This is a genomic window from Candidatus Wallbacteria bacterium (genome assembly GCA_028687545.1).
Lineage (GTDB): Bacteria > Muiribacteriota > JAQTZZ01 > JAQTZZ01 > JAQTZZ01 > JAQTZZ01.
The window spans coordinates 1-13,032 of sequence record JAQTZZ010000075.1; the positions used below are offsets into that span (position 1 = coordinate 1).

The 13,032-nt window shown below is 50.1% G+C and carries 11 protein-coding genes; all 11 read right to left on the reverse strand.

Annotation, left to right across the window (positions count from 1 at the left end):
- Window positions 1–1,564 (reverse strand): ATP-binding protein (locus PHW04_18075; GenBank protein ID MDD2717798.1); only part of this gene is annotated, 1,564 nt, incomplete at its 3' end.
- A complete protein-coding gene (locus PHW04_18080) occupies window positions 1,557–2,489 on the reverse strand; it encodes an ABC transporter ATP-binding protein (GenBank protein ID MDD2717799.1) in 933 nt (310 codons plus the stop codon). The genes PHW04_18080 and PHW04_18075, both read right to left, overlap by 8 nt.
- A gap of 9 nt (window positions 2,490–2,498) precedes the next feature.
- A complete protein-coding gene (locus tag PHW04_18085) occupies window positions 2,499–3,302 on the reverse strand; it encodes an ABC transporter permease subunit (GenBank protein MDD2717800.1) in 804 nt (267 codons plus the stop codon).
- Window positions 3,303–3,363: 61 nt separating this feature from the next.
- The gene (locus tag PHW04_18090) at window positions 3,364–4,536 is read right to left on the reverse strand and encodes a cystathionine gamma-synthase (GenBank protein ID MDD2717801.1); all 1,173 of its coding nucleotides are present in this window, start codon (window positions 4,534–4,536) and stop codon (window positions 3,364–3,366) included.
- Window position 4,537: 1 nt separating this feature from the next.
- Window positions 4,538–5,902: a cystathionine beta-synthase gene (locus tag PHW04_18095; GenBank protein MDD2717802.1), complete on the reverse strand. Its 1,365-nt coding sequence runs from the start codon at window positions 5,900–5,902 to the stop codon at window positions 4,538–4,540.
- A 210-nt stretch (window positions 5,903–6,112) separates the two neighbouring features.
- Window positions 6,113–7,018 (reverse strand): glycyl-radical enzyme activating protein, encoded by a 906-nt coding sequence (locus PHW04_18100; GenBank protein MDD2717803.1) that lies wholly within the window; start codon window positions 7,016–7,018, stop codon window positions 6,113–6,115.
- A gap of 9 nt (window positions 7,019–7,027) precedes the next feature.
- Complete coding sequence (hpdC, locus tag PHW04_18105) at window positions 7,028–7,291, reverse strand: 4-hydroxyphenylacetate decarboxylase small subunit (GenBank protein ID MDD2717804.1); 264 nt, start codon at window positions 7,289–7,291, stop codon at window positions 7,028–7,030.
- A 3-nt stretch (window positions 7,292–7,294) separates the two neighbouring features.
- Window positions 7,295–9,946, reverse strand: coding sequence for a 4-hydroxyphenylacetate decarboxylase large subunit (gene hpdB / locus PHW04_18110; protein MDD2717805.1), 2,652 nt, complete (start codon window positions 9,944–9,946; stop codon window positions 7,295–7,297).
- A 217-nt stretch (window positions 9,947–10,163) separates the two neighbouring features.
- A complete protein-coding gene (locus PHW04_18115) occupies window positions 10,164–11,390 on the reverse strand; it encodes a DEAD/DEAH box helicase (protein MDD2717806.1) in 1,227 nt (408 codons plus the stop codon).
- A gap of 78 nt (window positions 11,391–11,468) precedes the next feature.
- Complete coding sequence (locus PHW04_18120) at window positions 11,469–12,626, reverse strand: hypothetical protein (GenBank protein MDD2717807.1); 1,158 nt, start codon at window positions 12,624–12,626, stop codon at window positions 11,469–11,471.
- 163 nt (window positions 12,627–12,789) lie between these two features.
- A partial coding sequence (locus PHW04_18125; GenBank protein ID MDD2717808.1) for a hypothetical protein occupies window positions 12,790–13,032 on the reverse strand: 243 nt, incomplete at its 5' end.

Genomic DNA, 13,032 nt, shown 5'->3' on the forward strand with positions numbered 1-13,032 from the left:
GCCAGGCTTTGATTTCACTGCGCAACAAGGTATAAGTGCTGGGATAGAATCCTATCGTGGCTTTGCTTAGAGTACTGAGTTCATCTTCCGATGGTGACTCATTACCCGATGTTTTAAATATCCAGCGCAGGTATTCCAACACCCCGTCAGGGTCCGGATCCAGCACAGGAATGATCAGATCCCCTGCTCGCCCAGGTCTTCTAAGGTCGGGAGACAGCAGGTGGATTCTGGCGGTCAGGAGCAGCCAGAATATCCTGCCCCTGTAACGGGTGTCTGCCATCATGTTCTGGATTTTTCCGGTCAGTCTCCGCTCAGTAGAATGAGAATCAGGACCCAGGTCGCCGAACTGCGTATCTGCTTCATCCACGAAGATCATCACGCGGTACAGGGCTTCCAGCACCCGCTTCAGCCGCTCAAAAATCACGTCTGTCTGTCCGAACCACTGAGAACGGATGTTCTTCAGCACCAGAACAGGAATTCCAAGGGAGGCGGCCACAGCTTCAAAAATAAATGTTTTCCCGACTCCGATCGGTCCGGAAACAGCAGCTCCTGACAGGGAACTGTCGCCACCGGCCCTGATCCTGGGGATCAGGCTTTTTTTCAGGAAATCCTTTAATTTGGCGGCTCCAATTACGTCCTTTTCCAGGTCGTGGGCAGGTCTCTTGAATTCCACCACATCCTCACCGAGCTGGGCTTTAATGAAATTTTCCACTCCACAGACGACATCGCTGATTTCAATGCGCTGTTCATTGCCGATGGCCTCTTTCATCAGTTGCCGTAATTCGTAAAGATTTAGTCCTGCAGAGATTTCCGCCAGTTCATTCTCTCCAGCCCAAAGTTTGAGTTTGCGATCTTCAGCCTGATTGAAGAATGAAATATAGTGCTTTCTCATCTCCAGATCAGGCAGCGGGATCTCAATCAGTTTTACGAAAGGCAGCCTGGAAATCTTCTGATTCACAACACTGGCGGATTCAGACAGCAAAATCACTGCATCCGGCCCTTCGATGAAGCTCTGGTCTGAAAACCAGTCCAGGCCTATGTTGATCCTGTGCCTGTCACCAGGCGGCAGGTCCGGAATATTCCCTTCAGGGATCAGGACTTCGGCCGACTCAATGAAAATGATCAGATCCTTTTCCAGGAAAGGCTTGCCGGTTTTGGGATCCTTTGTCCGTGAACACAGGCAGAATTGACGCAGAATTTCCAGGGATGCCGTAGGATAGCGATCCAGGCTGTATAAATTTTCCTCGAATTCGTCTTCGAGAGTTTTGAGATCAGCATCTGATTGTTGAGACAATTTCCAGAAGACCCAGGATTTTTTCAGGAGTTTTCTGGACTCTGGATTCGGGAATCCGATGAAGCCGTTGAGTTGATTCACAAGAATGATCTTGCCTGGAGCAGCCGACCATTTTTCCTTTAAAAAATCAATCAGCGGCACATAGCCTCGGGAATCATCCAGATAATAAAGATCATTGATATTCCCGGAAATCAGCAGCGAATTCGAGGCCCTGGAGTTCACTGATCTGGCCAGTTCCCTCAGAAAGGCATAAGTAGGAGCTTCAGACATGATTCCCTCCAGTCAGTTGTTTCCAGTCCTGCAGGAATTCTTTTTTATCCTGGCAGTAATTGGGATCAAAGGCCGCTTTTTTAATCTCATTTTCCTGTTCAGCAAATTCTTCCGCTTTGATCACTATATCAGGCGGATAAATCGGAGCTTTTTTGTCATAGACAACGGTCGCTCCCGGGCAGGATTTGAAACCCAAGTCCAGCCAGTTCCAGTGCTGGGAAATTGCGATCACCCTGTCGCCGACCAGAATCGCCTCAGACAACTCGTGCGTGACCAGGATCACAGTGATCAGGTTTTTGCTGTCTGCTGCAGTTTTGTTGGAAAGATAAAGTCGCAGCAGAAGCCTCTGGCACTGTTCCCTGGTCATTGTATCCAGAGCGCCGAACGGTTCGTCCAGCAGCAGCACTTCAGGTTTCATGATCAGAGCCTGGGCAATCGCGGCTCTCTGCTGCATGCCACCCGACATTTCGTGCGGGTACAGATCTGCCGCATGCTCAAGATTTAACTGCTTCAACAATTCCCGGGCTTCCTGCTTCATTCCGGAGTATAGTTTCCCGGATTTTGCAGGATGCAGTAAGCGCTCCGGAGTAGTTGTCCTGTCCATCAGGGGGCCCAGAGCCACGTTTTCAATAGTGGTGAGATTCGGGAAAAGGGAGTATTTCTGGTAGACAATGCCTACATCCCTGGTGGGTCCATGAATCTGCTCGCCGTTGAGCAGTATAGCTCCTTCCCTGGGCGGATGGGTGCCCAGGATCATTTTCAGGATGGTGGACTTTCCGCAGCCTGAAGGCCCGACCAGGGAAATGAACTGCCCTCTTTTTACCTCGAAGTTCAGATCGTGCAGTATCAGGCTTTTCGACCCGTCTTCCTGGTCAAACCAGTGCCTGATTTTTTGCAGTTTCAGAATCTTGTCTGGATCAGCCATGTTTCCACCTTACTCCTGATTGAACCAGGAAAAGAGTTTCTGGTTGATTCTGGAAAGTGAATAGTCCATCAGGTAGCCGAAAGCCGCCAGCACAGCCAGATAGAGATACACTACATTCATGGCGAGGAGCCGCGACTGGATCCTGATCCTGTAGCCGAAACCCACGTCCCCCACCAGCATTTCCGCTGCGATCAGATAGACCATGGCCGGGCCGATGGAGAGCCGGATGTTGTTTAAAAATACCGGGAAGATCTGCTTGACGATCACGAACCAGATCACTTCGAAAGTGGATCCCCCTAGAGTGTAGGCTTTGTCGATGAATTCCCTGGGAATCTTCTTCACAGCGAGGTAGGTGGACTGTGTCAGCGACGGCACGATGCCGAATACGATCATGGAAACGAACATCTGAGTGCCTGTTCCGAAAATCACGAAAAATACGGCCAGCATGGCGGTTGGAGTGAGCTTGGCCAGGATTGAAACCACTGGTGTCAGCAGCGCTTCGATCGTCGGAAAACAACCCATGCCGACTGCCAGGCAAAGCGAAATCAGGATCGAAATGAAGAGTCCTGAAAACAGCCTGGACAAGGTGGCAGACAGATCCTCATACAGCCAGACATCGCCTCTGGCAGTGGGAGTGACCACTTTATGATAGCCTTCGATCAATTGTTTCAGCCCGGGAATCGTAGTATCATTGATGTTTTTCCGATGCTGCATGGTGGACAGGAACGAATAGGCTGTAATCAGGACCAGAATCGAAAACACTCCCAGAATTATGCAGATCCGCCTGGATTTGAATGACTTTCCAATGATCATGGCATTTCCCGCCTGTATTTCCAGCTTTTATCGTCAATCGTTTCAGCTCTGGCTTTTACTCTTAGTGTCCGCCACTAGTCTTTGTTTCGCAAATCTTCGAAAGCGCATGTTCCAGATCATTCAGCAGATCCGTTTTATTTTCGATTCCCACAGACAAGCGCACCAGATTGTCCCCGATCCCGCGCTTCTTCCGCTCTTCTTCCGGGATCGAACCATGGGTCATCCGGGCAGGATAACAGACTAGAGATTCCACGCCTCCCAGGCTCTCAGCCAGAGTGAAGATCTTCAGGCCGGACATGAATTGTTCCACTTCCGGAAAACCACCCTTGATTTCAATGCTGATCATGCCGCCGAAACCGTCCATCTGCGCCTTGGCGAGTTCATGGTTTTCGTGGTTTTTGAGTCCCGGATAGTAGACCTTTTCTATTGCCGGATGATGGGAAAGCCATTCCGCAAGGTACAGCGCGTTCTTCTCATGCTCCCGCATCCTGAGCGCCAGTGTTTTCAGACCCCTGAGTGTCAGCCAGCAGTCCCATGGCCCAGGGACTACGCCCATTGCATTCTGATAAAACTTCATTTTCTGATAAAGATCTTCACTGCTTGTGGCAATCGAGCCGCCCACCAGATCGCTGTGCCCACCCATATACTTAGTAGTGCTGTGCGCCACGATATCCGCTCCAAGTGTGAGCGGCCTTTGAAAATAAGGGCTGGCAAAGGTGTTGTCTACTGCCACGATCAAGTTGCGGTTCTGATTCTTCAAAGCGCAGATTTTTTTTATGTCCACTATTTTCAATAACGGATTGGTGGGAGTTTCCAGCCAGATCATTTTGGTTTCAGGCCGGATCGCACGCTTGAAACTATCGGGGTCATCGACATCCGCGTAAGTGGCGGTTATACCCCAGCGGCTGAATATGCGCTCCAGCAGCCGATACGTGCCGCCATACATGTCGTCCCCGGCCACCAGATGGTCCCCTTTTTCCAGAAGGCTGAAAACTGCTCCGGCAGCGGCCAGACCGGAAGCGAAAGCCAGGCCGAATCTGCCTTCTTCCAGTGAAGCGATGGCAGTTTCCAGGGCTGTTCTGGTGGGATTCCCGGTGCGGGAATACTCATAGCCCTTATGCTTTCCGATTGCTTCCTGATGATAGGTCGAGGTCTGATAAACCGGAACAATCACTGCACCGGTCAAGGGATCAGGCTGCTGTCCGTCATGAATGGCACGTGTTTCGAATTTCATGTTATTCCTCGCTTTTCTGATGCATCCAGTAGTTCACCAGATCCGATCTGGTGATCAAACCTACCGGGTAATTCTCTCGTTTCACTAAAATTCCGCTCGCTCCCGATAAAAGGACCCGGTAAGCTTCGGAAATCCTGGTATGCTCCTCTAAAGAAGGCAGGGGCTTACCCATTATTTTGGCAATAGTCTGATTTTCAACGTCTATCCCCTCATGCAGGATCTGCATCATTGAGGCTTCGTTCAGACTGCCCACAATTTCTTTACCGTCAATTACAGGCAGCTGTGAAATATTGTATTCCTGCATCAGGGAAACAGCATGCAGCAGTTTGTCGTGTGAAGAAACCGAAATCAGGGGAGGCAGCTTCTTTTTTCCCGCCAGAATTTCGGATATGTTTACAGGCTGGGATTTTTTGCCTTCCCATAATCCATTTTCCTGCATCCACTGATCGGAGAATATTTTATTAATGTAGTTTCTGCCGGTGTCTGGCATCAATGCCACAATAAATTTGGGCTGTGTCAGACGCTGGGCATATTTGACCGCCGCCGCCAGAGCTGTGCCGGAAGATCCTCCCACCAGCATTCCTTCTTCGCGTCCCAGGCGCCTTGCTGTATTAAAGGATTCCTTATCGCTGACTCTGATCATTTCATCTACCAGTTGATGATTATAGGTTTTGGGGATGAAATCCTCCCCGATTCCTTCCACTTTGTAGGGTTTGGGGCTGTCCCCGGAAAGTATCGATCCCACAGGATCTGCGCCGATCACCTTGATTTCAGGCTTTTTCTCTTTGAGGTATTTGGCGGTTCCGGAAATAGTTCCACCTGTTCCGATCCCGGCCACGAAAACATCCACCATGCCGTTCGAATCTTCCCAGATTTCAGGGCCGGTGGACAAATAATGCGCCAGAGGATTTTCAGGGTTTCCGAATTGATCGGGGCGGAACGAATTAGGGGTTTCCTTGGCCAGCCTGTCCGCCACACCGTTATAGCTCTCAGGCGAATCAGGTGGCACTGCGGTAGGAGTAATCACCACTTCCGCGCCGTAAGATTTCAGAAGGCTGATCTTTTCCTGGCTCATTTTATCCGGCATCACGAATATGCACTTATAGCCTTTGACGGATGCCACTAAAGCCAGTCCTACGCCGGTATTTCCGGAAGTGGCTTCAATGATGGTTCCTCCCGGCCTGATCCGTCCTTCTTTTTCTGCAGCTTCAATCATTTTAAGGCCAACCCTGTCTTTAACGCTGCCGCCAGGGTTTAAAAATTCGGCCTTCAGATAAATCTTGGAACTCAGATCTTTCCCGATGCTGTTCAATCTGATTAAGGGAGTTCTGCCGATTGCTTCCAGGACATTGTTAAACACTGGCATCAAATACCTCCCGATATTTTCCGGTGTATTCACGCACTGAATTGACGGCATTATGAGACACTTGTCTTAAGATTAGTGCCCCATATGAGCCTCTAACAAAATTCCTACGCAAGATACAGCGCAAAAAAGAAATTTGCAAGAGGCTCATTATATCAGATGTGCCGCCTGAGCGCTAAAATTCACTTAGAGTCCATTTCACAAGCCCGGATCTCAGAAGGGTGTTTCCGGACCGAGGTAGCACTTGATCCCATGGCTCTCTATCAGTTGTTTTAATTCTACCAGCCGGCCTTCTTCTGGAACTTCAGCCTGAGAGTATTCGTATTCATTCCCCAGCTGTTCGTACTTTGACTCGCCCAGCCTGTGAAAAGGCAGAACGTTCAGCTCGGTCAAGCCGGCATAGCGGACGAACTCCACCGTCTCAAGAATGTTTTTGTGATCATCGTTGTATCCGGGGATCAGGGGCAATCTAAGCAGGAATTTACTGCTGTTTTTCCCCATAGCGGCTTTAATGTTTTTCAGGATCAGCTGATTTCCCTGGTTTGTGCCTTCTCTGTGCTTCTCAGCATTCATGTGTTTCAAGTCAGTGAAGATCCAATCAGCCGTTGCCGCGACTTCTGCAAAAATTTCCGGTTGGGCGAAACCAGAAGTCTCAAGTGCGGTATGGATCTGTCTATCCCGGCACTGGTTCAGCAGATCCAGTAAAAATTCACCCTGAAAAAGGGGTTCCCCGCCGGTGAACGTTACTCCACCCCCACTGCCCCAGAAATCCCGGTCGCGCTCCAAAATGGCTAAAATCTCTTCAGAGGAATAATATCTGCCGCTCACAGACAGGGTGTCGGCAGTACAAGCCTGCACGCAATCAAAGCTGTCACAGCTGTCGCAGAAAGTACGGTTGAACTCCAGCTGAGCGGAGATTGCTCCCTTTTTACAGGCTGTTCTGCACTCGCCGCACCGGCGGCAGCGGCTTTTCCGCCTCATCAGCCTTTGAACCGGCAGTATTCCTTCCGGATTGCAGCACCATCCACAATGCAACGGACATCCGCTGAAAAAGATCGAGGTTCTGCACCCGGGTCCATCATGTATGCAGTATCCCTGTATGTCAAACACAAGTCCCATAGACACTGGTTATTTCTTCTCAGAATAACTTTCGCAGGTGACAGCAATCAGGTCCGGGTAAGCCATGAATCTGTTTTTCGACTCTTCACAAAAACCCAGCAGCTCACCTTCCGGAGAGAACCTGGAGCAGAATTTGCACTTGGGGATTTTCCGATAACCTGGCGGAGCAAAATCATCGGAACTCACCATTTCTCCGCTCAATACATCTATCCCTTTCACCGCGTCAACTGGAACATAATCGATTACGTCGCGATAAAGGTATTTTTCAGTCATGTCCTAAACCTCCTCATATTCGGTACGGGCTATCACTTCATCCTGGATCGGCTTGCCTATCTCAACCCAGTACTGTGTAAATCCAGCTACCCGCACCATCAGATCCCGATAGCCTTCCGGACTGGACTGCGCTTCTTTCAGCATCTTTGAGTCAACAACATTGTACTGAACGTGAAAACCGCCCTTGCGCATGTATGCCCTGGTAAGTTCGAGAAGTTTGCGCAATCCGGCATTGCCCTTTACAGCGTCCGGGTGAAGCTTAAGATTCAATTGTGAATTCTGCGATTGGGAATGGTCCCACACTGTCGCCGAAGACATCAACGCGAACGGACCGTTTTTGTCTGTGCCCGGATAGGCGGACATCGAGCCGTCGGCAAATGTCGTACCGCAGAGCCGTCCGTCCGGAGTCGCGATCGCAGCCGCACCCATCGGTCCGTGTGTGGAAACTGAAATCTGACAGGCATACATCCTCATGCCATACAGGGATTCAAATTCCCTGCATTTTTCTGTCAGCCAGTTTTCCCATTCCAGTAAAATGCCGTCCGGGTAGGCATCAGCGTTTCCATACTTGGGGCAGGACAGCGCCGATTTATGGAGTCTGGACCAATTTTTCCACCTGTCATTTTTCTGCTGCTCAGCAAGGGAATAAGAATCGACTTCTGCCGCAGTCTTAAAACCGAAATTTTCTTTCAGGCAGAGCTTGAATTCATCAAGCTCCACTGTTTTATCATCAAAGACAAGTTTTTTTAGTGCAGACAGGCTGTTGATCAGGTTCACGGTTCCGGCTGTCTCAATGTTGAAAGTGGCATTGTAGCGATAGCCAAGCTCGTTGATGAGGTGGCCTTTTTCGAGGCAATCCGGTTTTAAAAGGGAATTCACAACCGACATGTTGTTCTTGCGCCAGATGTCATGCTGGATATTATTGCAAAGAGTCAATGCCTGAACAGCCTCTGAAAAATACTCTTTCACTTTTGAAAAAAGATCGTGGTAAGAATCCAGTTTCCCGCCGTGTGGCTGAAAAACGCGCTCCCCTGTGCGCTGGTCGATCCCGTCAAAAAGTACGAGTTCAAGTATTTTGGGGAGGGACACGAAATGCACGCCAACGCTGGTAGGCTGGCCTGAACCGCCCGGAATCATGTATGTTTTTCCATCAAGTTCAAGAGGCAGCCAGGAACAGGGAGAGGTTTCAAGGCATCCGCCTATCGCCAGAGCCCGCGCCTCACTGACAGTCATACCCTCGTTCCGGTACTGGCCGAGCAAAAAATCCATGGCCACCCTGTTGTTGATAAAGGCAGGATAGCCCGCTCCGGTTTTGATGCACTCACAGGCCTTGAGCAGAAATCCTTCCGGCAGCTTTTCGTCGTAAAGTACGGATAGTGTGGGCTGAGGAGTCGCACAGGTGATTCCTGCTTCCAGGATCAGGGTCTCCAGTTCGTTGCAGGCCGGATTCCCCGCTTCGTCCAAGCCGCCCAGGCTTAAATTATTGAAAGTGTTGCCTGACAGGACACCGCCCACAACGCCTGTGGAAGCGAAACAGTCGATGGCAGTAAATTTCACTCTCTGGCATTCCAGAAGTTCGATCACCTCTTCCCTGTTGATTCTGCCGGCCTTCAAGTCGTTCTGATAATAAGGATAAAGGATCTGGCCCATTCTTCCGGGTGAAAGCCCGGAGATGGCGTCTTCATTTAAGACCGCAACATGCAGCGTCCAGCAGAGCTGAAGTGCCTGGCGGAATGTTTCCGGGGGATGATGCGCAATCCGCCTGAGGATCTCTGCAATTTCGGCGAATTCTTTTTTTCGGGTTTCGCTTAAGTCAAGAGATTGAATCCTTTGGGCTTCTTCAGCGTAATTGAGGATCCACTTCTGCAGCCCCTCCAGCACCAGTTTCACTGCCTCGTAATTGTAAAGCCTGTTCATGCCGGTCAGACCGTCTCCGTCCGCCCTGCCTGCAGTCTTTGATTTCATCTCATCCGCCATCAGGATCAACCTGTCGATACCGTACTGAAGCGGATAATAATAATTTATCACCTCCCGGCCCTGGGGAAGCGTGTAGCCGGAATCGAACATGCACACTATGTTGCGCATGATTTTTTCTTTCATTTCATATTCAGGGACCATCTGCTCGTATTTATGTCCCAGGTCATCCACTGACTTGCCGTGCCAGATCCGCGCCAGTTTGAGCAAAGCCGGCACCTCTTCCTGCCTGATGCCGAATTTGCCGGCAATGGAAACGATCTTGCCGAAGCTCTTGGTCACATTCCCCCCGCCTGAGCCGAACTTGGAATGCTCGTCAGCGCTCGCACCTCCGCTTTTCAGGGCTTCCCTGTAGAAAGCGTCTTCCTTTGCCATGTAATAGCCTTCGGAAAGCCAGGGCATGGGAAAGGAGCCTCTGCAGTAACGGGCTTTCTGCATCACCAGAAGTTCGCCGGGATAAATCACGGGTGTCAGATGGGAAAAAGCTTCCTTCAAAGCCTCGGCGCGCCTGACGACCGGGACTTCATTGTCCAGTTCCATGTATTTTCTGGTGTACCAGTAGGGGAACTCGTTCTCGATCGACGACAGGGCGCTGTAATAAATCCCGCGCAGTCTGCCGGCCCGTTCTGAAGGCTCTTTCTTTATCTCTCTTGGCGTGAATGTCCGATTGATTTCTGCCATTTCAAGCCCCTTTTCCAAAAATAACAATGTTTCATTCCAACTTAAGTTTAGCAAATTTTTGTGTTGTACAACCAGATATTTTTCGGAAACAATGATCGGAACTCACGGTTTCTGCCCAGTCACAAAGTCAGGCACGGTTTCTATTCCAAACGCATATTTTCAAGCCACCCTAATTCTCGGGAAAAGCTTTGTTGGCATGACTGGACCCCTTACTGCCTTATCTTCTCAGCATTGAACGCTTGTTGGCAGGCCTGAAGTTCCGACCGAAGCCTCTCTGATGCTTGGGCGGCGGCACATCCGGTCTGATCCCCGCACTTCGGGCTGCTTCTGACTGAAAAGGATGTTCCATCACTTCCAGTTTCTGCCTGATCAGGCGTTCAATCTCGCGCAGGTAATCGCCTTCTTCAGCGCAGCAGAAAGAAAAAGCCGTGCCTGCGGCTCCGGCCCGTGCAGTTCTTCCGATCCTGTGCACATAGCTTTCAGCTTCATTGGGAAGTTCATAATTTATCACATGCGAGATGTCATCGATGTCGATCCCACGGGCTGCAATATCTGTTGCCACCAGAACCCTGGTCTTACCGGCCTTGAAATCCTGCATCGCCTTTGTTCTTGCTCCCTGTGATTTGTTGCCGTGGATCGCGTCAGCCCTGACGCCATTATGCAGCAGAAAAGTGGCGAGCTTGTTGGCCCGGTGCTTGGTGCGGGTGAAGATCAGCACGCAGGACAGATGTCTCTCGTGAAGAATATCCAGCAGCAGTCGTTCTTTATGGATTGTATCCACAAAGAAGACATATTGTTTGACTGTGTCCACTGTGGTAGCTGTGGCAGCAGCCTCTACATGCACCGGATTTGTCAGCAGCCTGCCGGCCAGTTCGCTGACCTGATAGGACATGGTGGCTGAGAAGAACAGCGATTGACGCTTGCGGGGCAGTTTTCCGATTATTTTCCTGATGTCAGGAATGAACCCCATGTCAAGCATCCTGTCTGCTTCATCCAGGACAAAATATTCAATGTCTTTCAGATCAATGTAGCCCTGACTCATCAGGTCCAGCAGCCTGCCGGGAGTTGCCACAAGAATGTCCACTCCCCTCGTGAGAGCATTGACTTGCGGTGCCTGCCCGACTCCGCCGAAGACCACGGTGTGTTTGAATTTGAGGTATTGACCATAGGCTGTGAAACTTTCCCCGATCTGGGCAGCCAGTTCCCGGGTCGGTGCAAGTACCAGTGTTCGAAGAATCCGGGGGTATTTTTCAGTCATCCTCTGCAGTATCGGCAGTACGAATGCCGCGGTTTTGCCTGATCCTGTCTGGGCAACGCCTATCAGGTCCCTGCCTTTCAGGAGGTCGGGGATTGCCTTGTACTGGATCGGTGTCGGTTCAAGATAACCTTGCGTAGCTAGTGCTCGTTCCAGGGGTTCGCTGAGATTCAAGTTTTTAAATGACATTATAATATATGAACGGATCTGAAATCCGCCCTTATTCCAGAGGCCGATCTGAAATCGGCCCTCACATTCCCAGGTTAATTAATGCGTTGCGGTTTCAGCGGTAGTTTTGGTGGTACCGGTTTCGCCGGTTCCAGTTACTGCTTTGACTTCAGTTGTGGTTATGGTTGGAGCTGTTGGCCATAGATTGCCGGTAAATTTCGCGAGATAGCTTGGATCAAAGCGGAAATCAGCCGGAGCGACTTTCTTTGTGCCAAATCCTATCACAGGTTTCTTGTCCACAACCTGATGCGACAGGCTGAAGTTCACAACCTTATCCATGGTTTCTTTGATCTTCTCGCTTGTGAAAAAATCATAAGCCTCTTTTGCTGTTGTGATATACTTGGTGCCAGTCTTTACTTTCTTCATTTCCTCAAGCTTCAGGTTGCTGAATTTTTCACCGATCATGATCAGGGTCTTGTCTGCTGTATCTTTATTTTCAAGCTTTTCCATCACTTTGTAATAAGCATCGATTACAGCCTGTGCGAATCTGTCGCCTCCATCGCGGTCCAGCGCATCCTGGCCGACCACTACCAGATCGATGATCTCACCCGGAATCGTGGTGCTGTCGAATAGAACTTTGGCGTCTTTTCTGGTGTTTAAAGTCTGCAGGCAGAAAGGATTCCAGACCACAATGGCTTTGTAATCAGGGTTACTCTGCTGCATGGCGAGGGCCGCAGCACCTGGATCCATGTTGATCCATTTCACGTCTGTTTCAGGAATGTTTTTCATTTCCAGATTGCGGCTGAACAAATACTGGCTGACTGACTTCTCCAGCCCATAAACGGTCTTGCCCTTCAGATCTTCAAGTTTATCAATGCCCACCACAATGCACATGTCTCCGCCAAATGAAGTGTCGTTAGGAAGGATCGCTACGCTTTTCCTGCCCAGGCAGCCAGGCAGTGTGTCCATGTTGGTGAGGCAGGCAGCGTCCACCTGGCTGGAACCATACGCTGTAATGCATGGGTCATAGTCCATTTCCTTGAGTACGATGTCGATGTTGTACTGCACTTCTAAAGATCCCAATTTTCCCACAGCTCCGTCGATCAGCTTCAGTTCATGGGCCACGCCGAAAACTGACCAGCCCGGCCATTCGCTCCAGGCCAGGGTGAAAGCAGGAACTTTGGCAGGCGCAGCCTGCAGCATGGAAACTGCCAGCATTATTCCTAGAAAAAGTACGGTTTTAAACATTCTGTTCATGTAACCTCCGTTTTTTTTAGTGATTAGTGATTGGTGAATAGTGATGAGTGAGGTTATCTATTCCCAGTCTTTATTCACTCTTCACCCATTGCCCATTCACCCATTGCCCATTACCCATTACCCATTACCCATTACCCATTACCTATTACCTATTACCTATTACCTATTTCTCCGGTACCTTGCTCTTCTCTTTGTCCGAACCTACCGCACCGTCGGCCTGCTTTCCGGACTGCACAAGAGCCGAAAATTCGTCGGAAAATTTCTTGTTCAAGATCTTTGAAAGCCGCCGTTCCTTCTTGAGATTGGGATCCATGCCGGAAACTTCCCGGGAAACCTTGGCTCTGCCAACCTGCTCGGCCCTCACCTGTCGCAGATTTTCCAGTTCCTGATCAGTGGTGTCGCTGCT